Source organism: Nocardia sp. NPDC005978 (genome assembly GCF_040614455.1).
GTDB lineage: Bacteria > Actinomycetota > Actinomycetes > Mycobacteriales > Mycobacteriaceae > Nocardia.
The window spans coordinates 75,953-99,872 of sequence record NZ_JBEXUS010000020.1 but is presented as its reverse complement, the minus strand read 5'-3'; the positions used below and the strand labels follow the sequence as shown (position 1 = coordinate 99,872).

Below are 23,920 nucleotides of genomic sequence, written 5' to 3'. Positions count from 1 at the left end.
TTCGGGGCGGGCGGTTTGTGGTGGGGAGGGCGGCGGGCGGGGGTCGAGAGGTATCAGAATTCGCACGTGCGTTCGAGCTAGCTGGAGCTCGCCGTGGGCGTGCGTCAGTGGGCCCGGTTCGGGTGGTTCCACGGGTGCGCCCGGAGCGGGCGTGGGCATGGTGGCATCACATCACGGGAGTCACCGAACGGTGTTGTGGCAAAGTTTCCGAGCGTTTCTGAACCATCTTTGTGTCTGAATACTGTTGTATCACAATGTAATTCGTCTATGCCTGCTTGCTATTGAGGAGTAGAATAAGGGTATGAATTCGGGAGGGGAATCCAGCATCGCGCACCGTGTAGATGAACACGGTGTCGTGGTCGAAGGACTTCTCGAATCACCCCTGTATTCCTCATCCGATGACCAGGTCATCGAGATGATGCAGAAGCTGGAGGAGGACTACCGCAAGCTCGAAGCGGTGAAACAGCGCTTCGCTCTCGAATGCGCGGCCCGGGGACTGCCCGCCCGGGCCGGGATCAAGAGCCCGATCGTATTCCTGCAACAAACGCTGCGGATCTCCCATTTCGACGCGGCGGCCCGAGTGCGCAACGCGGACCGGCTCTCCACGGTGTCCGAAGGGACGTTCCAGCGGCCACCGGTGTTCCCCCACATCGCCGCCGCTCAGCGTGCGGGAGAGATCTCCGCCGAGCACGTGGAGGCGATCGTGAAGGTCCTGGACCGGATTCCTGCCAGCGTGGAGCCGAACCTCAAGGAACTCGCCGAGAAGACGTTGACCGACTTCGCGCGCACCGGCGACCCCAAAGGGGTGACCCAAGCCGGTATCCGAGTCCTGGCCTACGCCGACCCCGATGGGGTGTTGACCGCGGACACAGACCGCCAGCGGATGCGCGGCATCGTCATCGGGCGTCAACGCGCTGACGGGATGTTGCCTATTACGGGTCTACTCACCCCGGAGTTGGGTGCGGTGTTCCTGCCGATGTTCGCCAAGTTCGCGCGCCCCGGCATGTGCAACCCCGATGACCCCGAAAGCCCGCACACCACGGCCGAACTCAGGATCGATACCGACACCGAGACCGACGACAGTGACGCCGATGCTGCCACCGTCGCTGCGCGTGCGGTGCTGCGAGCTGCCGCCAAGCGCGATCACCGCTCCGAAGCGCAGCGCAATCACGATGCGCTGCTGCGGTTCCTGCACCCCGACATGGGACCCACCAAACTCGGCTACCACCGCGGGCTGCCGGTCTCCACGGTCGTCACCATGCGGTTGACCGACCTCGAACAGCGCACCGGCATCGCCACCACCGCCACCGGCGGGACGCTGTCGATCACCGAAGCTTTGAAACTGGCCGAGGGGTCCACCCCCTACCTGCTGGTGGTCGACGCCAATGGCCGCCCGCTGCACCTCTCGCGCGGGCAACGCCTCGCTTCTGTGGCACAGCGCCTGGCGCTCACCGCCGTCGAACGAGGGTGCACCCGCCCCGGATGCGACGCCCCCGCCACCCTCTCCGCCGTGCACCACATCAAGGAATGGGCCGATGGCGGCGAAACGGACATAGAGAACCTGACGTTCGCGTGCGATGCCTGCCACGCCTTGATCAATGCCGGCCCGAACGGCTGGAAAACGATAGTGATGCCCGATGATTCGGAGCATCCCAGCAAGACCGGATGGATCCCGCCACCGCATATCGATCCGGCTCGTAGACCCCGGGTGAATTTCCGTCATCACCCACGCGTTCCGAGTCCTTCAGGGATCCCGGGTATTCCGACTCGGCGACTCTGCTAGAGCACTGCCTCCAGCGGGAGCCAAAACCCAAAACTCAAGAGCGGCATCGGTGTTCACTCCAGTGGCCGACGTAGCCCAACACCGAACCCATCCCTCGGCTTCCAGCGCGGTTCGGGAGAACAAGTAAGAACAACGCGGCAATGCTGGTTACCTCGCCTGCCGTACCCGACCTCGGCCCCCCAGCCGGGAGCCTGTTCGCCCTCCCAGCCTGGCTGGATGGCCGTGGGAACCTTCTCGAGCCCTACAGACACAAGATCCGTCATCGCTGAATGCTGGTACTGCCCTAGTGGGTGATTGTGTTGAGCGGTAATCCATTCGAGGCTTGCTCGTACCCCCACCGGTGGTGGATCACATTTATCGGCCCGGTAGGGCCGGTACCGCCGTCGAGGCTCCCAACCCGGCCACGCTGGTATTCCGTCATCCAGGCTGCTCTTTCTCCGGTAGGTCACCCAACCGCAGCCGAGTTCCCCACCGCGCAACGCTGGTATCTCGTTATCCAGTCGTCCTCGAACGCAACCAGGCACCCAACGCTCCGGTACCCCCTGAGACTCAGCCACGCATACCCAGGAACCCCTCACACGAATTACATCACTGCAGTTCCCCCGCTGAAACACACATTTCGAGATACACCCACATTCCCCGACTCTTTCGCCGAATTCCCGGCATACCATGGAATCTGTCATTCGTACTGGATTCGAGATGCCATGGCGTGTCACGGCGAAAGGTACAGAAATGCGATTCCAGCGCTCAGCTTCGATTCTGATCGGCGCGACTTTTGCTATTCCGGCTCTGACCGGCCTGGCAACCACCGCAAGTGCCGACTTCGTGGTCGGCGGCTGTTACGGCGGCCAGCTGACGACAACCAATGTCCCGGGCGGCGGCAGCGTCGGCATGGACACCAATGTCACCGGCGGGCTCACCGATTGCGGGTTGCCCGGCATCAGCGGCGGCATGCTCAATGTCCGCTACCCGTTCAACGTCGTCACCGGCAGTAATTCCGGCACCGGCGCAGGCGGCAACCCCGCCAATGGCACTATCGCCTGGTCGGACGGCTCGGTCAGCGTGCTCTCCGGCAACTGGGTCACATCCCCCGTGGGCCAGAATGCGATCAGCACTTTCGGCGTGCTGAGCGGTCCCGGCGCGGGGCAACAGTTGGTCCTCGGTACTCGCCAGATCGCCAATGCCGGTTCGGTGGGCGGCGGCAGTGGTGGCGCGGGCGAGGTCATGGTCATCGACGCTCTCTTCCACTGATAGCGCGGCACAATCAGGAGGCTGAGCCGCCGGCACCGCTCGCGCAGCTCATAGCGTCTGCGGTGCCGCCGGTGTCGTTCCCGCGGGACTCGCGATGCCCGCGCCTATCGGGCCTACCCTCGGGCAGGCGTCACCGCTTCTCCACGTTCGGCAGGATGGCTTCCGGCTTGAAGTTGACGATGTAGTGGTCCGACGACACGTTGGCAGCTTCCAGCTGCTCGACCACGTAGGTCACGTTGTCACTGAGCCCCAGGTAGTGCTTCTTGTAGTCGTCCGCCCCCACCTTGCAGGTGACGGTGATCTTCCGGTCCTGCGGGTCGATCGAGCAGAACCCTTCGATCAACAGCATGTACTTGTCGGTGATGCCGTTGTAGAAGACGATTCGCCGGTTGATCTCGAAGTTGTCCGACTTCTTGGAGATGTTCTCCGAAGCGACGTCGGCGTCCGACGAACACGCCGCTAGCACGCCGGTGGCCGCGATCGCAACCACACCCAGCCCGATCAATGATTTCTTCATAGCTGTCTCCCCCTGGATAACTCCCGGCCCCGCCGACCCCCGAAAGCTCGTGCTGCACAGCCGGGCACCCTCCACCAATAGCCCCCACCCCACCACCCCATCAACCGATTTGATGGTCGGTACACGACCGACGGCCGCCCCTCCACCGCAACGGTTTCCGCAGATCAGGATGCCCGCCATGCGATTTCCCGAGCCCGCCGGCCAAGCCTCGCCGTGAATTCGATTGTGGTTCTATCGTTACGTCGCCCCGTGGCGTCGGCCGTGTACCTCGGCCAGCAGAACACTGAGTGGTCCTGCCAAGAACGGGACCGGCGCGATCTCCTGAATCCAGCTGTCACATTCCCCGGGGTCCGCCAGCGCGGCGCCGATCATCGCCGCGGTGCGCGGATCGATTGCGACCGTGGGTGAAAGCGCGGCGCATATCCGCACGATGTCGGAATCGTCGGCCAGCAGATCGCCGGTGTCCGCACCAGCACCGACCAGACCGAGTACGCAGCCGATACGAACCCACGTTTCGCGTGTACGGTCTGATGCCCCACCGCGCAGTTGTTCGAGAGCCGGCGGCGAAACCGGCCTGGCCCCACCGGGAAGAGCCGCCCAGCATGCTATCGCGTTCAACGCGGCATCCCGCTCACCCACGTTTCGCGAATCGAGCCGAGGCATCAGGGTGGAAATCACCGAGGCTGCCCGGTGCGCACACCCCGCGCCCAGTCGCCCCGCGCACACAGCATCCTCGATATGTGTTGCCGCACCGAAAATCTCCATGAAGGGCAGTTCGAGGTCATCATGGGAGACGAAGATCGCAAGCTCGGGGTGGATCTGTGCGTCCGTCGCATACTGCGCGACATAGCCGAGAAAGTTCAGAAGCTCTTCCCGCATGGATTTCCCATAGCGACCGTCCAAGCCATCGAAGCGAGGATCCTCCAGCATCCGCGCACCCAATTCGGCCACGGGTGCCGCCGCCGTGTACATCGTGGTCTGATGCAAGACCGAATTAAACAGGTGCACAAGCGCTTCCTCTCGCACTTCCACCTCGGCAGACATCAACCCGCGCAGATGATCGGGTGTATCGGTGGCCGCGCCATACGCATGCGAAAGCCGCCCCCATTCCACGCCATCCAATTCGTCATCCGACCACACCGCCACGCGGCCCACTCTAGAACGATCGCCGTTCACGAAGGTCTACGTCACACCTTGTTCGTCGGTGATGCTTGCCGTGCCGCTGTTTCCGTGGCCGCAGCTGTCGTTGGTTTTGCGGCACGGCGTTTGGGGCGTGCGCAGGTCTCCTCCCCGGGGGAGCAATCCGCTTGTCGGCCTTCGAAAGTGCGATCGCGCCGCTCGGCGGTGGCTACCATTGCCGCTAGTCGAGAGCGGATCGGGGGGCGATGGACGGCAACCATACGACGGCGGGCGAACCTACCGATATCGAGGCGGTGGGGGCGGGCGAGTTCCGGCGGCGGCCGCTCGCGGATATCGTGGCAACCTCGCTGCTCGGTGTGGTGGTCACCGTTGTGTGTGTCTTCAGCGCGCTGTGGTTCATCGGGAGCTACCTGTTCGGGGACGTGAGCTCGAGCGCAGGCTGCGGCGATGAACCCGGGCCGTGTGACACGGCGGGCGAAAGCAGTGTCTGGCTGAATCCGGTTGCCTTCAGCGGCTTCTGGATTCCACTGCTCACGCTGGTGACGATCGCGGCGGTCGACTACGTGAGCGATGCGCTCGACGTGCGCGGGTGGCCCGCTGCTCGCAGGGTGCCGCTGTTCATCTGGCCCGCGGTCGGCTTGCTCCTGCAGGTGTGGTGCCTGCAAATGACGCCGGACTGATCAGCGGCCGCGCCACCGCGGCATTCGCCGGTGGGGTGATCGACGGGACTCGAACCCGCTTTCTCCAGGATCACAACCTGGTGCCTCGACCACTTCGGCTTCGACCACCACGCCCCACGGCACGGGTCACCCCGCGTATCCGCTGGTCAGGAGGACCTGCGGTGCAACAACACTCGCAGGGGCGCCGGACCGTCGCAACCGAATTAACGCGGAATCCGCACTCACACCGGCGGGCCGACGGCGATCAGGTGGGTGATCTTGTCCTCGCCGACCGTGTACTGCGCGACGACCTGTTCGTTGCGCTGATCCTGCACCGTCAGGCGCAACTGGTGCTGGTGCATGTGCTCCGCCCAGGATCGGACGACGAATGCCTCCACGTACCGATCCGCTTCCGCCACATCGCGATACAGCCGCCACTCGCGCGCGCCGGTGCGCTGGCGGGAGCGGCCCACCCGGGTCATGGCGGCCACGAATTCGGTCACCACCTCCTCCGGCACGGTGTAGCTGCGCATCACCAGCACGGGTCCCTCGGCCGGGTCCGGCTCCGAATCGAGCACCGGTTCGGGCCAGATCACCTTGGGGGTCAGGTCGAAACCGGTGGCGTCCTGGCTGATCGGCCACCACAGCGCGCTCAGCGCGCACACCGCGAGCAGACCGGCGGCGATTCCGAGCGCGGGGACCACGCCCAGCGCGTTGGCCACCGCGCCCCACAGCAGTGATCCCAGCGCCTGCCCGCCCATGAAGGTCAGCGAGTAGACCGCCATTCCGCGCGCCCGCACCCACGCCGGAAGCATCAGCAGCATGGTGGAATTCAGCGTCGACAGCGCCAGCGGCCAGCCCACGCCCGCCACCACCAGCGCGGGCAGTACCAGCGGCACTCGATCCGCGAGCGTGACCACCAGCGTCGCGGCCCCGAACAACACCGCGGCCAGGGTTACCATGCGGGTCGCGCTCAATCGGCTGCGCAGTGCGGCGAATCCGAGCCCACCCGACACCGCGCCCACTCCCAGCGCTCCGAGCAACAGCCCGTACCCCGAGGATTCGAGCCCGAGCCGATTGTGCGCGACCACCGGCAGCAGCGCCCAGATCGCGCTGGCCGGAACGATGAACAGGATGGCGCGCAACAGCACTCGCCGAATCGCCGGTCCCGATCGCACGAACCGCATACCCGCTCGCAATGCCGCCAGTGGTCGCTCGCTCGGCAGCGTCGCCGCCCGCTCGGGCCGGCGCCACAGGACCAGCACCACCACGATGCCGATGAACGACACCGCGTTGAAGCCGAACACGAAGGTCGGCCCGGCCAGCGAGATCAGCACGCCCGCGATCGCCGGTCCCACCGCGCGAGCGCCGTTGACGCTCAACCCGTTCAGCGCGGCCGCCGCCGGAATCTGTTCGCGCGGTACGAGTTCCGGCTGAATCGACTGCCAGGTCGGCATGGTCAGCGCCTGCCCGCAGCCCAGCAGGAAGAGCAGACCCAGCAGCACCCCCGGGGTGGTCAATCCCAATCCGGTGCAGGCGGCCAGCGTCAGCGCGGTCAACGCCATGGCCGACTGGGCCCCGATCAGCAGCCGCCGCCGATCCACCAGATCCGCGAGGACCCCCGCCGGAATGACGAGCAGCACCACCGGCAGTGTCGTCGCGGTCTGCACCAGCGACACCAGCATCGCCGCGTTGGGTTCGTCGACCAGCAGCCACTGCGCGCCGACGGTCTGCATCCAGGTGCCGAGGTTGGACACCAATTGCGCGATCCACAGCGCCCGGTACACCTTCGACGCCAAAGGCGCCCAAGCGGAGGGAGGGGAAGCCGTCGCTAGCGCAGTCACCGGGGTAAGCCTAGGCCCGCGCCGGCGGCACACTGCCGATAGACCCGGCCTAACCTCACAAATCAGGCTGATCGCAATGGGCCGCCCGTCGACCCGGCCTCGCCCCTATCCCCCGGCGTGTTGTCGTCGAGCCGGACCGGGCGGCCGGCAACCAGATCCGCGAACACCACCGGAATCGATACCGCGACCGTCAGCCGACCGGGACGAGCGGCAAGCCCGCTGGAAGACAGCGAAACACCCGCGCCGGTGCGCAGTCATCGCGCGGCGGTCGTACCGGCATCACGACTCCGGCGGAACTCCCCGCGCGGCGTACACCGCGAGCATGTCCTCGACCAGGGCCAGCACCGACACGTCCAGGTCGGGCCGCGGATAGACGCAGCGCACGACGGCTTCGCCGGAGAACAGGTGCAGCATCGCGAAGAAGAGCGATTCGCGCAGTTCCTCGGGGAACGCGTCCAGCACATGGCTCTCGTTGAGCGCCGCCACGATATCGGTGTAGTACCGGTCCGCGATGGGCGCGATGCGGTCGCGCAGTTCGGTGTCCGAGCGGGCTGCCAGGTAGATCTCGCGCAGTGCGTGACTCAGATGCGACCCCTGGGCCTGGCGCAGGAAGCGAAGTGCTGCGGCCAGCGCGTTCTCCTGCGCGTCGAGGTGCGCCATGACGGCCCGGAATCCGTCGAGCTGGCGCCCGAAGGCGTCCTCGGCGGTCTTCACGATCAAGTCGAGCCGAGTGTCGAACTGCCGGAACATCGCCCCGGCGGAGAGTCCGGCGCGCCCGCAGATCTCCTGCACGGTCGCTCGCTGATAGCCGACCTCGCCGATGGCCGCGATGGTGGCGTCGACCAGTTTGCCCACGGTGGCCGTTCGGCGCTCGTGCTGGGTGCGGCGCGGACGCGAAACTTCACTCACGCCGCACATCCTGCCGTGCCGGGCCCACCGGGCGAAGCGGCGGCCCCGGGTGACCGTTGACACATTCCACCCGGACACCTTATCGTCTGAGACACTACTTAGAAAACAGTCACTCTCTATCTGGGGAGTGCGGGCTCGCCGCGGTGTGCGGGGTGGAGGAGTTACAGATGGCAGTGGGAAGACGCGCGGGGACCGCCCTGGCCATGGCGGCCGGGGTGACGCTGGCCCTGTGCCCGATGGTGACCGATACCGCCGGGGCACAACCGGTTTCGGTGGAGCCGGCGCTGCCGCTCCCCCTGCCGCCCGCACCGCCGTACCTGGATCCGGCCTTCTACGCTCCGGATCCGGCGCGGGTCGCGGCCGCGCAGCCCGGGGAGATCCTGGCGGCCCGGCAGGTGAATCTCGCCAATTTCTGGCTCATTCCGCTCAACGTGAACGCCTGGCAGCTCTCGTTCCGCAGCACGAACACCCGGGGCGAGCCCATCGCCGCGGTGTCGACCGTGATCGTCCCGCATCGCCCGTCGCCCACCGGGCAGCGCGCGCTGCTGTCCTTCCAGATGGCCGAGGATTCGCTGTCGCAGAACTGCGCACCCTCGTATGCCTTGCAAATGGGCTCGCTGCCCAATCCCCTGAACCCGGTCATCGGCGCGGAGTTCATCGAGGTCCAGGCCATGCTGCAGCGCGGGCACGCGGTCGTGGTGCCCGACCATCAGGGCCCGAACGCCGCCTACGCGGTCGGACCGCTGGGCGGGCGCATCACCCTGGACGGCATTCGCGCCGCGGAGAACTTCGAGCCCGCCGGTTTGCCGGGCGCCGACACCCGGGTCGCGCTGTGGGGGTATTCGGGCGGCGCCATCCCCACGGCGCACGCCGCCGAACTCCAGCCCGAATACGCGCCGGAGCTGAATCTGACGGGTTCGGCGACCGGCGGGTTGATGGCGGACATCCGCATGGCCATCGACTACAACAACGGCACGTCGACCTTCGGCGGTGCGGTGCTGGGCGGCCTGTTCGGGGTGGCCCGCGAATACCCGCAGGTGAACCAATTCATCGACCGGTATATGAATCCGCTCGGCAAGGGCCTGCGCCTGATGCACGAGAACCAGTGCGTGGCACTGCAATTCGCGGGCTTTCCGTTCGTGAACATCAAGGGCCTGTTCGACTACCCCGGCGATCCCATGCGCTCCCCCGAGATGCAGCCCGTCCTGGACGAGCTGAGCCTGGGCCATCGCGGCACCCCGCGCACGCCGGTCTACATCTATCAGGCGCCACTGGACGAGGCGATGCCGATCAACGCGGTCAACAATCTCTACGACACCTACTGCCGGGATCCCGAGGCCCGCGTCGCCTACACCCGGGATCTGCTCAGCGAGCACGGCATCGCCGCCGTCTCGGGCACCGCGAGCGCGGTGCTGTGGCTGGACCAGCGGCTCAACGGCGTCGAGTTGCCCGCGGGCTGCAGCAACCGCGACGTGCTGACCTCGTTCGCCGATCCGGGAGCCATCGCCGCCTTCGTGGATGTCATCGGGCAGACGCTCGCGTCGGCACTCGGTATGCCGGTCTGATCACCGTACGATCGGCTACATGTCAGCAACTCACAGATGGTGTGGCGTGCTGCTCGCCGCGTCCGTGGCCGTGCTCGCCGGATGTTCCTCGGATTCCGGGGACGACACACCGCCCACCGAATCTCCCATGGGCAAGGCGTACGTCTCCACCGCGGTCACGGGCACGCCCATCCCCGGCGGCGGCCCGCTGACCCTGACCTTCACCGACAACCGGATCACCGCGACCGCGGGCTGCAACACCGCCTCCGGTCCGGTGACCCTGGACGGCGGCACCCTGAAGGTCGGCGAGCTGGCCTCCACCCTCATGGGCTGCCCCGGCGATACCGCCGGCGCGGACGAGTGGATGGACGGGCTGCTGCGGGCGAGCCCGGAGTGGAAGCTCGACGGCCCGGACCTGACCCTGTCCGGCAACGGTCTCACCGTGCGGATGCAGGACCGCAAGGTCGCCCAGCCCGACAAGCCGCTCGCCGGGACGACCTGGGTGGTCACCGCGCTGCTGCGCCCCGAGGCCGAGGTGCGCTCGGTCGCCCTGGACGAGGCGCGTCCGACCCTGACCATCGCCCCCGACGGCGCGGTCTCGGGCAGCGCGGGCTGCAACCGCATGGTCGGCAAAGCCGAGGTCGCGGGCAACGAGGTCACCTTCGACGGCATCGGCACCACCAAAATGATGTGCGACGCGGCGATCATGGAGGTCGAGCAGCAGGTGCTCGAGGCGCTGAACGGAAAGACCACGGCCACCATCGATTCCGACACCCTGACCCTGCGCAACACCGCGAACGGGACCGGCCTGAAGTTCCGCGCGGAGTAGTCCCGCACCCGCCCGGCGATCGAAAACCATTGTCGCCGGGCGGGAAACGGCGGGTACCGTCCGCCGCTATGGACAATCGCTATCTGAACGTGGTCGACGTGGAGGCCACCTGCTGGGAAGGACAGAATCCGCCCGGCATGCCGAACGAGATCATCGAGATCGGCCTCTGCGTGCTCGACACCCACACCCGTGAGCGCGTGGCCAAGCACAGCATTCTCGTGCGGCCCGAACGCTCGGTCGTCAGCGAGTTCTGCACGACGCTGACCACCCTGACCCCCGAGCAGGTCGCCACCGGCATCACCTTCGCCGAGGCGTGCGCACTGCTGCGCACCGAGTTTCACGCCGACTCCCGCCCGTGGGCGAGCTGGGGCGATTACGACCGCAAACAGTTCGAGCGCCAGTGCGCGGCCACGGGGGTGCGATATCCCTTCGGCAGCAGGCACACCAACGCCAAGGCGGCCTTCTCCGCCTCCCGCCGCACCCGCAAGCGCTTCGGCATGGCCGAGGCCCTGGGCGCGGCCGGACTCCCCCTGATCGGCACCCATCACCGGGGCGATGACGACGCGTGGAACATCGCGGCCCTCATCGCCGACATGATGGAACAGAGTGGGTGGCCCGCCGACTAGCCGAGAGGTCTCGGTTGCGGTGGAGATCGGCGTTCCACATTTACTCTGAGGCCCGACTTTGGTGACATTTGGGACATACGGGAGGTGGGGAACATCAACGAGCGGGAAGCCGAACTCGATGCGTGGTTCCGAGCCGAAGTGGCGGCCGCCAGAGCCGGTGTCGCACGCCCGCAACAGGACCCGTTCGCCCCGGATGATCCGCTCACCGGCGCGCAGTATCTGGACCTGTTCGACGCCCAGGCCACCGCGCGGCATCTCGATCTCGCCGCCCGGCAGCTCACCCGCGACGGGCAGGGCTACTACAGCATCGGATCCTCCGGCCACGAGGGCAACGTGGCGGTCGCCGCGGCGCTGCGCGTCACCGATCCGGCTCTGCTGCACTACCGTTCGGCCGCCTTCTTCGTGCACCGCGCCCGGCAGGTGCCGGGCCTGGATCCCGTCCGGGACATCCTGCTCGGGGTGACCGCGGCGGTCGAGGATCCGATTTCCGGTGGGCGGCACAAGGTTTTCGGCAGCAAGGCCGCGCACGTGATTCCGCAGACCTCCACCATCGCCTCGCATCTGCCGCGCGCGGCCGGCCTCGCCTTCAGCATCGAGCACGCCGCGCGACTCGGGGTGCCGTGCGAATGGCCGGAGGACTCGGTGGTGGTGTGCAGTTTCGGGGACGCCTCGGCCAATCACTCCACCGCGGCGGGGGCGATCAACACCGCCGTGCACACCGCGCACCAGGGCGTGCCCATGCCCGTGCTGTTCGTCTGTGAGGACAACGGATTGGGCATCAGCGTGCCCACCCCGCGCCAGTGGATCGAGCACGCCTACGGGTCCCGGCCCGGACTGCGCTATTTCGAGGCCGACGGCGCAGATCTGCCCGCGGCCCTGGCGGTGGCCCGCGAGGCGGCGGACTGGGTTCGGACGCAACGCAAACCCGCGTTCCTGCGGCTGCGGACCGTGCGGCTGCTCGGGCACGCGGGCTCGGACGTGGAATCGGCCTATCGCCGTCCCGCCGACATCGCCACCGATCTGCGGGGCGATCCGGTGACCGCGACCGCGCGCCTGCTCGTCGGCGCGGGGGTGGCGACCGCAGGGGAAATCCTGTGCCGCTACACCGATATCGGTGACCGCGTCCGGGCGGCCGCCGAGAAGGCTTGGGGCGAAAGCAAACTCACCACGGCCGCCGCGGTGATGGCGCCGCTGGCCCCGGCCCGGCCCACCGTGGTCCGCACCGACGTGCTGCGCTCGGGGCCCGAACCCGAACGCGCCGTAACCCGCCCGGGCGCCGACGCCGGGGATGCGATGACCCTGGCGCAGTCGGTCAATCACACACTCGCGCAATTGCTCGCGCGCGATCCGGACGTACTGGTGTTCGGCGAGGACGTCGGCCGCAAAGGCGGGGTCTACGGCGTCACCAAGGGGTTGCAGCAGAGCTTCGGGGTGCGCCGGGTGTTCGACACGCTGCTGGACGAACAGAGCGTGCTGGGCACGGCGCTGGGCGCGGGACTGGCGGGGTTCGTGCCGATTCCGGAGATCCAGTACCTGGCCTACGTGCACAACGCCGAGGATCAGGTGCGGGGCGAGGCGGCAACGCTGTCGTTCTTCTCCGCGGGCAGCTATCGCAATCCGCTGGTCATCCGGATCGCGGGCTACGCGTACCAGAAGGGGTTCGGCGGGCACTTCCACAACGACAATTCCCTTGCGGCGCTGCGGGATATCCCGGGGGTCGTGATCGCCTCGCCGGCGCGCGGGGACGACGCCGCGGCCATGCTGCGCACGTGCGTGTCGGCGGCGCGGGTGGACGGGCGGGTGTGCGTGTTCCTCGAGCCCATCGCGCTCTATCACACGCGCGATCTGTATCGCGACGGCGACAACGGCTGGCTCGCACCGGTTTCCGGCGTTCGGCACGCCGAAATCGGGCAGGGTCGGGTGCACGGCAGCGGCACCCATCTCACCATCGTCAGCTTCGCCAACGGGGTGCCCATGAGCCTGCGGGTGGCGCGCCGGCTCGCCGAGCGCGGCATTCACGCCCGGGTGCTGGATCTGCGCTGGCTCGCACCGCTGCCGATCGAGGATCTGCTCGATTGCGCCCGCGCCACCGGGCGGGTGCTCATCGCCGACGAGACCCGGCGCAGCGGCGGTGTCTCCGAGGCGGTGTGCGCGGCCCTAATCGACGCCGGGTTCGACGGGCGCGTGGCCCGGGTCACCAGTGAGGACAGCTTCGTTCCGCTGGGGCCGGCGGCCGGGACGGTGTTGCTGGACGAGGCCCGGATCGAGGCCGCGGCGAACGCGCTGCTCGCGGCGCGCTGAGCGACCGCCGGGACCGCGCCGGGACGAAAGGGGGTGTGCGACGAGCGGGCGGAGCCTGATGGAGGGTTACACCCCGGCCGCTCGTCGGCGACGCCGGTCCGGTCGGCGCCCCTGTGCCGTTGAGGGGACGACACAAGCTATCTACGTTCTACGTACGTAGATAGTATTACCGGACAATGGCCCCGAATCGCAAGCCGCCGGAAGCGGTAAGGATCCACTCAGGATCGCTACGTACACTCGGGCCGATCTCGAGGAGGAACGCAATGGGGCGGGCTCTACGGCAGGGGAAGCATTGACGGTCGCGGCATGTCTACTGCTCTACGGATTCGCCGTCGCGGTGCTCGCGCCGCGGCTGCTGTGCCGGGCCGGACATGGGGGCGCGACCCCGCGCGTGGCGCTGGCGGCCTGGCTCGCCGCACTGGGGTCCACGGTGCTGGCCTGGGCGGTGGCGCTGTTCATGCTGGTGCTCGATCTGGCCACGCACCGCATCACCACCGTGCCGCAGCGATTCATGGATACGTGCATGGTGCATCTGCACGATGCCGCGCTCGGCGAATACGGCGCACCGGTGCAGGCGGGCCTGCTCTTGCTGGCGGGGATATCGGCGCTCGCGGCCGGGGTGCTGGCCACCCGGGTGGGCACGTCGCTGCTGCGGGCGCGGCGGCTGACCTTCGAGCACGCGCGCATGGCCCGGCTGGCCGGGCGGCATCACCCAGAACTCGACGCGGTGGTGCTGCCGGTGGACGAGCCCGCCGCGTATTGCGTTGCGGGCAAACCACATACGGTGGTGGTGAGCCGCGGCGTACTCAGCGCCCTGGACGACCGGCACCTGGACGCGGTGCTCACCCACGAGCGCGCGCATCTGGCCGGGCGCCATCATCTGATCCTCGCGCTGACCCGCGGGCTGTCCACGGCGATGCCGCGGATCACGCTGTTCGTCCTGGGTGAGCACGAAGTGGCGCGACTGCTCGAGATGATCGCCGACGACGCCTCGGCGCGTGTTCACGGACGGGGCACGGTATTGCAGGCGCTGCTGACGCTGTCCGGGATCGCCACCGGTCCCGCCGGGGCGCTCGGGGCCGCCGAGGTCGGGCTGGCGAGCCGGGTGGAGCGACTGGCAGCGCCGGCCGCCCCGGCAGCGCGGTTCCGCGAACGGCTCGCGCTGGCCGCGGCGGCGGGTACGGCGACGCTGGTCCCGCTGGCCGCGGTGCTGACGGCCATCGTCGGGCTGACGATCTGCGACCCGCTGAACTGACGCGCCCGAATCCGATACCGCCGCAGCGATATCGGGAGCCACGCGGTTCGTGCCCGTACCCGGCGACGCGACGCGAATGCTTCGGGCAGCCGATCCGGGAGACGGGACGGCACCCGCCGTCGCCCCGGGCGCGACCGATCGGCGCCGGCGGGCCCCGCCGCCCGCCCCCTACGAGGTGATCATCGCGGGCACAAGACCGGCACGTCTCATCGAGTTCGCGGGCCGCCGGTGAACACCGGGAGCCGAACCGTGTCGGGGTCGGCCACCACGGGGAAACGGTCGGTGATCGGATCGTCCGCGACGGCGGGCGCGCGCCGGTCGAGCAGATACAGCGCGAGGGCCGCGAGCGCACCGATGACCGCGAGGCCGGCCCACAGCGCCCACGTCGCACCGGCGTCCCGCGCCGCGCCGAATACCGCACCGGTGGCGAGGTTTCCGACGAGGATGCCCACTCCGACCACGGTGTTGTAGAACCCGTAGTGGGTGGCGACCAGACGGTTGCCGGACAGGGCGACCACGGTATCCATCTCGAAGGGGAAGACGGCCGCCGTCCCGACCGCCAGCAGCGCGGCGGTGATCAGCAGCACCGTGATCGCCGCGCCCGCGCCGAACAGCGTCGCCGTCGGCACGATCGTCAGCGGCAGGAACGAGACCGCCAGCACGGCCATACCGGCGACCAGGCTGCGGCCCGAACCCCAGCGCGAGCGCAGCCAGCCGGTGATGCGCAACTGTCCGGCCACGGCCACCACCCCGGAGATGACGAACACCGCCGAGGTGACCGTCTGCGCGTTCGCGCCCGCGATGAACTCGGCTTGCAGCGGCAGCGCCAGATACACCTGGAACGACAGCACGTACGAGCCGATCATGGCGAGCGCGAACAGGACGAACGGACGATTGGCCACGACCGTCCGCCAATCCGCCACCACCGAAGCACCCGAGGGCTCCGCGCCCCGGCGGGCGGGCAGCGCGAACAGCTGGGCCACCGTCAGTAGCGCGAAGACCGCCGCGGCCGCCGTCGCCACCACCCGGAAATCCACCGACAGCAGCGCGAGTCCGACGAGCGGACCGGCCAGGATACCGGCCTGATAGAAGACGTTGAACACCGCGAACGCCTCGACGCGCCGCTCCCCCGCCTCGGCCGCGAGGTAGGCCCGCACCGCGGGATTGAACAGCGCACCGGCGAATCCCGTTGCCGCCGAAGCGATGAGCAATGCGGGCAGGGAGGACGCGAAGGCCAGCAGCACGAATCCGCCGGTGCGCAGCAGACATCCGGCCACGATGAGCGGCTTGTACCCCAGCCGGTCGGCGAGCGTGCCCCCGACCAGGAACATCCCCTGCTGCGAGAAGTTCCGCACCCCGAGCACCAGCCCCACCGCCCACGCCGCCAAACCCAGTGGCCCGGCGAGATATCCGGCCAGGTAGGGCATGAGCATGTAGAAGCCGAGGTTGATCCCGAACTGGTTGACCATGAGCAGCTGCGCCGCGGTGTCGAACCCCCGGAACTTGGTCAGGACGCTCATCGCCGATCCCCCGCACCGGCGCCGGGGTCGATGACCGTCGTGCAGCGGGTCCAGGAGGTCACCCGGCGTTCGGCGGGGTGCGCGATGCGCGCCGGGGTCGTGGGCGGCGGGGCATCGAGCAGCCCGTGTTCGCGGCAGTAGGCGTCGTTGTAGACCGTGTCGAAGTAGCGGTGGGGGCCGTCTGGGAAGACCGCCGCTATGCGGGCGCCTGGGGCGTGGGTGCGCGCGGCCCAGCCCGCGACCAGGGCGACCGCGCCGACGCTCCAGCCGCCGCTGGCGTGGTGGGTGGCGGCCAGGGTGCGGCAGGCCCAGACGGCTTCGGCCGGTGCCACCCAATGGATTTCGGAAAAGGCGGCGTAGTCGACGTTGCGCGGGTAGATGCTCGAGCCGAGGCCGCGCATGAGGCGGGGGCCGGCGTCCTGGCCGAAGATCGTGGAGGCGACGGTGTCCACGCCGATCAGGCGCAGGGCCGGGTTGTGGCGGCGCAGTACGCGGGCAACACCGGCCGAGTGGCCGCCGGTGCCGACCGCGCACACCAGCGTGTCCACCCCACCGAGCTGTTCGAGGAGTTCGAGCGCCAGGGATTCGTAGCCGTCCACGTTGTCGGGGTTGCTGTACTGGTCGGGGCACCAGGCATCGGGTTCGGCGGCGAGCAGTTCGGCGACGCGGTCGCGGCGGGCCTGCTGCCAGCCGCCGGTGGGGTGCGGGCTGGTCACCAGGTCGACCCGTGCGCCGTAGGCGGTGAGCATGCGCGCCACCATCGGTTCGAGGCCCGGATCGGTCACCACGGTCACCGGGTGGTGGTAGACCAGCCCGGCCAGGGCCAGGCCCAAACCCAGTGTTCCGCTGCTCGATTCGACAATGCGCGCACCGGGGGCGAGGTCGCCCCGCTCCACGGCGCGGCGCACCATGTGCAGCGCGGGGCGGTCCTTCATGCCGCCGGGATTGCAGCCTTCGAGCTTGGCCCAGAATCCCCGGCCGGTGGGCGCGAGGGGTTCGCCCACCCACAGCAAGGGTGTGTTGCCGACCAGGGCGCGGGGTTGACGGGCCGCGTGCGGCGCGGCGAGCACGAAATCCTCGGCCGTGCCGCCGAGACGGGCGGACGGGCCGTGCAGAAGCTTGTCCATGACTGTCGCTTTCGGTATCGAAACCGTCCCGGGGACGGCGATGACGTGTGCGGGCAGCGGACACCGGCCGGCGGGGAGCACACACCGGCCTGGCGCTGACCGATCAGCGTCGGGCGATACACAAGCGCGTCAACAGCATTCGGCCGCTGACGGTGGCGAGCGGGGTCCGGGGCGGGCCGCGGGACCCGCCCGGGAGCGCGAGCAGCACGACCGGCAGCACGATCGCCGCCGCGGGCAGCGCGGCCGCGGTGACCGAGGGCGACGTGGCCACCGTGCCGGGCAGGGTGGCTTTCTCGCAGTGCCACTGCGCGGGCGGGCAGTGATCGGCGGTCGCGCCGGCCACCCCGGGCGTCGCGCCGGGCGCGACCGCCGCGACGGCGACCGGTTCGTGGGTGTGCCCGTGCGGGCGCAACAGCAGGCAGTCGGCGAGGACCCCGGCCGCGAACAGCATCGCGACCACGAGGGAGCCGAGCACGAGCAGGTTGCGCCGGATCCGCGGCACAGCAGCCACCGGCACTCCCTTCCCGTCACGAATACGATTGGACCAGCGGTCTTTTCAGTCGCATCAGGTGCATGCGGGCAACCTGATTGACATCCCTCCGAAACAATCTACTATCTCCGTACGTACTTAGTTCGAACCGTGTGAGCGAGTCCTCGATCACACTCGAACGGGAGACAGCACGACGGGAGGCGCGATGACAGGCACGGCCGTCGCCCGCGCCCGGGCCGTCAACAGGCGATGTACGGGCATGTCTTCGGCCCGATGTACGGGCGCGGCTTCGATCCGATGTACGGGTACAGCTTCCCGGCGTACGACTTCGGCCCCGCGCAGCCGGGGCGCGCGCGATCAGTCGCGCTTGCGGGCCAGTTTGCGCAGCGCGGTGCGCAGCCCTTCCGATTCCTCCGCGCTCATCTGCTCGACGAAATGCGCGAGCACCAATTCCGAACGGCCGCCGCTACCGAGGGCCTCGCGCATGAGCCGCGCACTGTACTCCTCACGGGTCAGCGTGGGCCAGTAGTGATACGCCTTGCCGACCCGCTCGCGTTCGAGCCAGCCCTTGCGATGCAGATTGTCCATGGTGGACATGACCGTGGTGTAGGCGATGTCGCGTTCGGCGGCGAGCCCGTCGAACACCTCGCGCACGGTCGTCTTCTCGGCGCGGTCCCAGATCCGTTCGATCACGACCGCTTCCAGTTCACCGAAGCCTCGCGCTCCCACTTCTCATGTCTCCTCACCTCACGGCGCGCCGGACGCGCACCGTGTGCCAGCCAACTGGCCAGTTGCGTAGTTCCTGATCGTAGGGGTGCGCCGGCACGCACTCGAGCACTTGCCCAGGTACCTCGGACATACCCGTTCGAGTACGTCCTACGTACGTAGACCGTAATATCGTGCACCCGACCCGCCCGCCGCGCAACTCGGCGACACTACTGTTCACCCGGGCGACACCACTGTTCACCGAGGCAGCGCGCCTCGCCGGGCACGAGCCCGGCCGCGATCAGTCGGGCAGGCGGTGCCCGGCCGCGCGCAGCACCTCCGACGCCTCGGTGAGCCGCTGTTCGGGTACCAGCACCAGATCGGCGTGATAGGTCGAGGCCACGAACACCGGGATCTGCGATTCGGCGAGCGGGGCGATGAGCGAGGCCAGCATGCCCGGGGTATCGATGGCGTGCCCGCCATCGCTGTAGAAGCCCTTCCAGCGCTCGGCGTCGGCCCACGCCGGTGATTCGCGAATCACCGTGAGCCCCTCGGGCGCTCGCACCAGCGCGATCCACTCGTCGTCCTCGGGGAACGTCGAGTTCGGCAGATGCTCCACCACGAACTGCGACGGGACGATGCGCAAACGCTGGGTGCGGGCCATAGCGGCATCGTAATCGCCGTTGTGAATTCACGTTCGCCCGCAATCCCGGCGGCGGTTGTCCGCGCGGCGCGCGAGCCCGGGCAGAGGACGCGGGCCGCGTTCGACGCCCGATTCGGCCCGCGCGCAAGGTGATCGAATACCACGGCGGCTTGCGTCGCGCAGGTGATCACGAGGATGCGTGAAACCCCCGCATCACGTATCCGGAGCCACTAGCCTCCGAAACACTCAATTTTCACTTGTTGGGCGCCCGGTCCTCCCCGCGGGCGCCCGGCCGGACCGGACCCGCTCGGCGCGGCTCCGACGAAAGGAACCGCACCATGCGTAATGCCTTGCTGGCCAATGGAATAGCCCTGACCGCCGCCGCACTACTGGCGGCCGCGGCGCCCGCTTCCGCATCGACCGGGATCATGGACATCGACGCGACCTTCCTGGTCGGGGTCGACATCCAGCCCGGCGTCTACACCACCACCACCGCGGCAACCGTCTGCGCCTGGGCGCGCCTGAACGCCATCACCCCGGACGTGACCGCCATCCTCGAAAGCGGAGGCGCGATCAACGGCAAGGTCACCGTGGAGATCAAGTCCACCGATATCGCCTTCTACACCGCGGGGTGCGGCACGTGGAAGCTGAAGACCACGACCACCACCGGGTCCGGCGGGTCCGGATCCTTCGGCAGCACCGGCTCGTCCTAGCCGGCGGCCGAAGCCGTTCGCCCGGAACTCCTACCCCTCGGGAGTTCCGGGCGAACGACCGCTTCAGCCGCGCGCCGCGGGCAGGTGGTCGTGCTGGGCGATGAAGGACAGGACGCGGGGGATGACCTGCTCCGGAATCTGGTCCAGTACAGCGTGTCCCATGTCGGGATAGATCTCCGACTCTCCATACGGGAGGTGTTCGGCGATCCGCTGGGCCGAGCGCGCGGGATCGCATCCCAGGGATTCACTACCGAAGATCGCCAGTGTCGGCGCCGAAATCGACTGCAGTTCCGCATCTTTGAACACCCGCGGCCAGCCGACGGTGGATTGATAGCCGATCGCGGTCTTCAGGCAAGCCATGGTCTTGTCGTCGAGTTGGCTGCCCGGGGTCAGCCACTCGCTCAGCTTCCGCAGATTCGCGTCCGTCGGGCGGGCACTGAGCCGAATCGCCTTGAACAGCACGCGCAGTTTCATCTTGGTGAAGACGCCGGGTTCGATCAGCGACACGCTCGCCAGCCGGCGCGAACCGTGCAGGGCGATGATCGCAGCCGTCCACGAGCCCTGCGAATAGCCGACCACGTGCGCCCGCTCGACACCGAGACCGGCCATGACCTCGTCGAACCACACGGCGAAGTTCTGCTCCCCCACCGGCGCGGTCTGGATCGTGCGGCCCGCCGCGCCGACGGTGTCGAGCGCGTAGACCGTGCGATCGCGGGCGAAATCCTCGATGAAGCGATGCCAGTACAGACCGTTGCCGGGGAAGGGGTGCAGGAGCACGATCGGCGCTCCCGTGCCGGATCCCGAGCGGCGCACATGCGTCGACCCGAAGCGGGTCGGGATGTTGTAGAGCTCCGCGGGCAGCGGCCAGAGCTGCTCGAGCTCGCCGTACGCGCGGTCGTGCGCCGCGCGGGCCTCGTCGTTCTTGAACCGTCCGATCTTGTCTGCCATCGCTCTCCCCTTCATCAACTTTGATGGTACGAACATACCATGTTATTGGTATGCACGTACCATCAAGGCTTGCGGGAAAGAAAGTGCGCAGTTCAGGAGGTGGTATTTCGAGCCCGGATCAGCCAGCACGCGGCGTCGAAGCGGACCTCGTCGCCGGCGACGAACGGTTCGAACGCGGCGCGAACGACGGGAACCACTCGGTCCCGGGTCTGGTCGTCCGCCCCCGCCAAGGCGATGCCGACGTGACCCATCTGCGTCACGTAGCGGATGAGATCCGCTTCCGCGAAGGAACATTCGGCGCCGAAGGGCTCGATGTCGATATCGGTCCAGCCGCTCTCGGTGAGAATCCTGCGCACGATCTCCCGGTCGGCCAGCCCGAATTGGCCGGGCTCGTTGGGCTCGCGGACCGGCAGATCGGGCAGCAGGGGTGCGGCGGCGCGTTCGGCGGTGGTCATGAACGGGTTCTCCGCGGCGTCGCGCCAGGTGATGCAGCGCAGTTTCCCGCCGGGGCGGGTCGCGGCGCGCAGATTCGCGAAGGCCGCGACCGGGTCGGCGAAGAACATCACGCCGAAGCGGGACATCACCAGGTCATAGGCGGCGGGCTCGAAGCCGAAGGTTTGCGCGTCACCGACGACGAAGGTCGCGGGGCTGCCGGCGCGCTCGGCTCGTTCGCGGGCCGCATCCACCATCTGTTCGGAGATATCCAGGCCCACGCACGTCCGCACGCCCGGAATGCGGGTCGCTCCCACGGTGGTGACGCCCGTGCCGCACCCGACATCGAGTATCCGCTCGCCCGAAACCCCTTCCAGGAGAACCTCTTCGAACGGCTTCATCATCCGGTCGAGGAGCGCCTGCGAGGTGACCCAGGCGCTGCCCGCCCGCCCGTTCCACCGCTCGCGCTGCCCCTGCTCGTCACTCATCGGCTCGTCTCCCTTGCCTCTGCCTCGAAAATATCGGACACTTCGAGCTTCTCAGTTGAAGCCAACTCAGCTCACCGCCAAGGCCGACGAACTCGACCGCTCCATCCGCGACCTGACCGCCATGCGCGACGCCCTGCGCCACGCCGCGGCCTGCCCCCACCCCTCTCACCTGGACTGCCCGAACTTCAACCGTCTACTCGGCGCCGCCGCGACCCCGCGCACGCGACCGTAGAGCCGGTATGCGACCGCGGGCGGCGCTGCCCGGGCGACCCGGTGCCGCGCGCAGCCCGCTGCGCGTCCTGGCCCCTCGAGCGCTCAGAGCCCCAAACTTGCTTGGTACCGGCGCATTCCACGCAGCCACCGGTCGTAGTCCGACCCCTTCTGGCGGTACATGTCCAACACCTGCGGGTGCGGCAGGATCAGGAAGTGCTCCTCGGCGATCGCCGCCAGCGTCACCTCCGCCACCGCGTCCGGCTCGAGCACCTCCCCCGCCGCCGTGACGGCCCGCGCCACCGGATGCGCGGCCGCCGCCTCGGGATCCCCCTGGTTCAACAGCTCGGTATTGACCCCCATCGGGCACAGGCAACTGACCCGAACCCCCTTGTCCCCGTACGTGATATGCAGCCACTCCGCGAAGCCCACCGCCGCGTGCTTGGTCACCGAATAGGTGGCCGACCCGATCTGTGTGAGCAGTCCCGCCGCGGACGCGGTGCTGACGAAGTACCCTTCGCCCCGTTCGACCCACCCCGGCACCAGCAACCGCGCGGCCCGCACGTGCGCCTGCACGTTGACCCCCAGGGCGCGCTCCCACTCGCTGTCGTCCGCGTCCAGCCCCAGCGCCCCGATGATCCCCGCGTTGGCGAAATACAGGTCTACAGGACCGAATTCGCGCTCGGCCACCGCGATCAACTCCGCGATGCGCGCACTGTCGGTGACGTCGGCCCCCACCCCGGCCACAGCCCCCGGGTACTCGGCGTTCACCCGCTCGGTGACTTCTTTCGCCGCGGACTCGTCGATATCGGCGGCGACGACACGCGCCCCGCCGGCTACCAGCGCCCGCACCAGCGCCGCCCCGATCCCCCGCCCCGCACCGGTAACAATGGCCACTTTGCCGGAAACCTGCACGCGCGTATCTCCTCCACCTTCGGGACAATCCGGCCTCGACTATTCCACAGCGCGATGCCCCCGCCTTTGACGACAACGGCCAGATTTCCGGCCATCGACGACCGGATCGCCGCCGGCTCGCCGGTGTCACCGGCATGGTTCGTCCATGCTTCGAAGGCGCCGTGGAATCTCCCCCGGTCCGAGCCCTCCGGTCGAGGACGACTGATCGCGCGGCGTGAGAACGACACAGGGCCGGACATCCGTGGATATCCGGCCCCGTGGGGTATTGCCTTGTGCGGCAGCCCTTTACGGGAGGGGGCCGCCCGCGGCGATCGCCGAGAGGGTGGCGAACTCGTCGCCCTTCAGCGACGCGCCGCCCACCAGGGCGCCGTCGATGTCGGTCTGGCCGACCAGCTCGCCGACGTTCTTGGCGTTGACCGAGCCGCCGTAGAGGACGCGGACGCCCGCCGCCACTTCGGGATCCGCCAGTTCGGCGAGCTCCTTGCGGATGGCGCCGCAGACTTCCTGCGCGTCGGCGGGAGTCGCCACCTTGCCGGTGCCGATGGCCCAGACCGGCTCGTAGGCGATGACGACCTTGGAAATCTCCTCGGCGGTCAGGCCCTTGAGCGAGCCGCGCAGCTGCTCGAGGTTGTACTCGACGTGCGTGCGGGCCTCGCGAACGCCCAGGCCCTCACCGATGCAGACGATCGGGGTGATGCCGTACTTCAGCGCCTGCTTGGCCTTGGCCAGCACCGTCGCATCGTCCTCCAGGTGGTACTGGCGACGCTCGGAGTGGCCGACCACGACGAACGAGCACCCCAGCTTGGCCAGCATGGAACCGCTGATCTCGCCGGTGTACGCGCCTTCGTCGTGGGTGGAGACGTCCTGCGCACCGTAGGTGAGCAGCAGGCGATCGCCCTCGACCAGGGTCTGCACGCTGCGCAGATCGACGAACGGCGGGATCACCGTGACGTCGACCTTCGCGAAGTACTTCTCCGGCAGCGCGAACGCGATCTTCTGCACCAGGGAGATGGCCTCGAGGTGATTGAGGTTCATCTTCCAGTTGCCGGCGATCAGAGGCTTACGTGCCAT

23 protein-coding genes and 1 tRNA gene are annotated in these 23,920 nt (G+C 68.4%); 10 read left to right on the top strand and 14 right to left on the bottom strand.

Annotated features, from left to right (window positions below; all coding sequences use genetic code 11):
• Positions 1 to 301 precede the first annotated feature (301 nt).
• Together ABZ319_RS12240 and ABZ319_RS12235 are read left to right on the top strand one after the other, a co-directional pair.
• Complete coding sequence (locus ABZ319_RS12240) at positions 302 to 1,783, top strand: DUF222 domain-containing protein (RefSeq protein ID WP_354986421.1); 1,482 nt, start codon at positions 302 to 304, stop codon at positions 1,781 to 1,783.
• 669 nt (positions 1,784 to 2,452) lie between these two features.
• Positions 2,453 to 3,034: a hypothetical protein gene (locus ABZ319_RS12235; RefSeq protein ID WP_354986420.1), complete on the top strand. Its 582-nt coding sequence runs from the start codon at positions 2,453 to 2,455 to the stop codon at positions 3,032 to 3,034.
• A 130-nt stretch (positions 3,035 to 3,164) separates the two neighbouring features.
• Here ABZ319_RS12235 and ABZ319_RS12230 read toward each other — a convergent pair whose 3' ends face one another.
• Both ABZ319_RS12230 and ABZ319_RS12225 read right to left on the bottom strand, forming a co-directional pair.
• A complete protein-coding gene (locus ABZ319_RS12230; protein WP_354986419.1) occupies positions 3,165 to 3,551 on the bottom strand; it encodes a hypothetical protein in 387 nt (128 codons plus the stop codon).
• Positions 3,552 to 3,788: 237 nt separating this feature from the next.
• Positions 3,789 to 4,697: a hypothetical protein gene (locus ABZ319_RS12225; RefSeq protein WP_354986418.1), complete on the bottom strand. Its 909-nt coding sequence runs from the start codon at positions 4,695 to 4,697 to the stop codon at positions 3,789 to 3,791.
• A gap of 239 nt (positions 4,698 to 4,936) precedes the next feature.
• Between ABZ319_RS12225 and ABZ319_RS12220 the strand changes: the two genes are divergently transcribed.
• Positions 4,937 to 5,371, top strand: coding sequence for a hypothetical protein (locus ABZ319_RS12220; protein ID WP_354986417.1), 435 nt, complete (start codon positions 4,937 to 4,939; stop codon positions 5,369 to 5,371).
• A 31-nt stretch (positions 5,372 to 5,402) separates the two neighbouring features.
• Here the strand turns inward: ABZ319_RS12220 and ABZ319_RS12215 are convergent.
• The 3 genes from ABZ319_RS12215 to ABZ319_RS12205 all read right to left on the bottom strand — a co-directional run bounded on the left by ABZ319_RS12215 (position 5,403) and on the right by ABZ319_RS12205 (position 8,112).
• Positions 5,403 to 5,479 (bottom strand) — tRNA-His (locus ABZ319_RS12215).
• 113 nt (positions 5,480 to 5,592) lie between these two features.
• Positions 5,593 to 7,194, bottom strand: coding sequence for an MFS transporter (locus ABZ319_RS12210; protein ID WP_354986416.1), 1,602 nt, complete (start codon positions 7,192 to 7,194; stop codon positions 5,593 to 5,595).
• 279 nt (positions 7,195 to 7,473) lie between these two features.
• Entirely contained in the window at positions 7,474 to 8,112 is a 639-nt protein-coding gene (locus ABZ319_RS12205; RefSeq protein WP_354986434.1) for a TetR/AcrR family transcriptional regulator, read from the bottom strand.
• Positions 8,113 to 8,270: 158 nt separating this feature from the next.
• Here ABZ319_RS12205 and ABZ319_RS12200 point away from each other — a divergent pair, with 158 nt between their 5' ends.
• The 5 genes from ABZ319_RS12200 (at position 8,271) to ABZ319_RS12180 (ending at position 14,658) form a co-directional block, all read left to right on the top strand.
• Complete coding sequence (locus ABZ319_RS12200) at positions 8,271 to 9,668, top strand: lipase family protein (protein ID WP_354986415.1); 1,398 nt, start codon at positions 8,271 to 8,273, stop codon at positions 9,666 to 9,668.
• A gap of 19 nt (positions 9,669 to 9,687) precedes the next feature.
• On the top strand, positions 9,688 to 10,476 hold the full coding sequence (locus ABZ319_RS12195; protein WP_354986414.1) for an META domain-containing protein: 789 nt from the start codon (positions 9,688 to 9,690) through the stop codon (positions 10,474 to 10,476).
• A gap of 68 nt (positions 10,477 to 10,544) precedes the next feature.
• Positions 10,545 to 11,102, top strand: a complete 558-nt coding sequence (locus ABZ319_RS12190) for a 3'-5' exonuclease (protein WP_354986413.1) — start codon at positions 10,545 to 10,547, stop codon at positions 11,100 to 11,102.
• Positions 11,103 to 11,321: 219 nt separating this feature from the next.
• A complete protein-coding gene (locus ABZ319_RS12185) occupies positions 11,322 to 13,403 on the top strand; it encodes a thiamine pyrophosphate-dependent enzyme (RefSeq protein WP_354986433.1) in 2,082 nt (693 codons plus the stop codon).
• A gap of 292 nt (positions 13,404 to 13,695) precedes the next feature.
• Entirely contained in the window at positions 13,696 to 14,658 is a 963-nt protein-coding gene (locus tag ABZ319_RS12180; protein WP_354986412.1) for a M56 family metallopeptidase, read from the top strand.
• A gap of 206 nt (positions 14,659 to 14,864) precedes the next feature.
• Here the strand turns inward: ABZ319_RS12180 and ABZ319_RS12175 are convergent, their stop codons facing one another.
• The 5 genes from ABZ319_RS12175 to ABZ319_RS12155 form a co-directional block, all read right to left on the bottom strand.
• Positions 14,865 to 16,178 carry an MFS transporter gene (locus ABZ319_RS12175; RefSeq protein ID WP_354986411.1) on the bottom strand — a complete coding sequence of 438 codons (1,314 nt, stop codon included), beginning with the start codon at positions 16,176 to 16,178 and terminating at the stop codon, positions 14,865 to 14,867.
• Entirely contained in the window at positions 16,175 to 17,305 is a 1,131-nt protein-coding gene (locus tag ABZ319_RS12170; protein ID WP_354986410.1) for a PLP-dependent cysteine synthase family protein, read from the bottom strand. Before ABZ319_RS12170 ends, ABZ319_RS12175 begins: the two co-directional genes overlap by 4 nt.
• A 103-nt stretch (positions 17,306 to 17,408) precedes the next feature.
• Positions 17,409 to 17,816, bottom strand: a complete 408-nt coding sequence (locus ABZ319_RS12165; protein WP_354986409.1) for a hypothetical protein — start codon at positions 17,814 to 17,816, stop codon at positions 17,409 to 17,411.
• A gap of 336 nt (positions 17,817 to 18,152) precedes the next feature.
• Positions 18,153 to 18,524, bottom strand: coding sequence for a BlaI/MecI/CopY family transcriptional regulator (locus ABZ319_RS12160; RefSeq protein ID WP_354986408.1), 372 nt, complete (start codon positions 18,522 to 18,524; stop codon positions 18,153 to 18,155).
• Positions 18,525 to 18,801: 277 nt separating this feature from the next.
• Positions 18,802 to 19,164: an ACT domain-containing protein gene (locus ABZ319_RS12155; protein WP_354986407.1), complete on the bottom strand. Its 363-nt coding sequence runs from the start codon at positions 19,162 to 19,164 to the stop codon at positions 18,802 to 18,804.
• Positions 19,165 to 19,481: 317 nt separating this feature from the next.
• On the opposite strand from ABZ319_RS12155, the gene ABZ319_RS12150 reads away from it, so the two are divergent.
• Positions 19,482 to 19,856, top strand: a complete 375-nt coding sequence (locus tag ABZ319_RS12150; RefSeq protein ID WP_354986406.1) for a hypothetical protein — start codon at positions 19,482 to 19,484, stop codon at positions 19,854 to 19,856.
• Between the two features lie 63 nt (positions 19,857 to 19,919).
• Here ABZ319_RS12150 and ABZ319_RS12145 read toward each other — a convergent pair whose 3' ends face one another.
• Complete coding sequence (locus tag ABZ319_RS12145; protein WP_354986405.1) at positions 19,920 to 20,804, bottom strand: alpha/beta fold hydrolase; 885 nt, start codon at positions 20,802 to 20,804, stop codon at positions 19,920 to 19,922.
• A gap of 92 nt (positions 20,805 to 20,896) precedes the next feature.
• Complete coding sequence (locus ABZ319_RS12140) at positions 20,897 to 21,724, bottom strand: class I SAM-dependent methyltransferase (RefSeq protein ID WP_354986404.1); 828 nt, start codon at positions 21,722 to 21,724, stop codon at positions 20,897 to 20,899.
• A gap of 55 nt (positions 21,725 to 21,779) precedes the next feature.
• On the opposite strand from ABZ319_RS12140, the gene ABZ319_RS12135 reads away from it, so the two are divergent.
• Positions 21,780 to 21,956 (top strand): hypothetical protein, encoded by a 177-nt coding sequence (locus ABZ319_RS12135; protein ID WP_354986403.1) that lies wholly within the window; start codon positions 21,780 to 21,782, stop codon positions 21,954 to 21,956.
• Positions 21,957 to 22,039: 83 nt separating this feature from the next.
• Here the strand turns inward: ABZ319_RS12135 and ABZ319_RS12130 are convergent, their stop codons facing one another.
• Both ABZ319_RS12130 and tpiA read right to left on the bottom strand, forming a co-directional pair.
• Positions 22,040 to 22,849 (bottom strand): SDR family oxidoreductase, encoded by an 810-nt coding sequence (locus tag ABZ319_RS12130; protein ID WP_354986402.1) that lies wholly within the window; start codon positions 22,847 to 22,849, stop codon positions 22,040 to 22,042.
• 285 nt (positions 22,850 to 23,134) lie between these two features.
• A complete protein-coding gene (gene tpiA, locus ABZ319_RS12125; RefSeq protein WP_354986401.1) occupies positions 23,135 to 23,920 on the bottom strand; it encodes a triose-phosphate isomerase in 786 nt (261 codons plus the stop codon).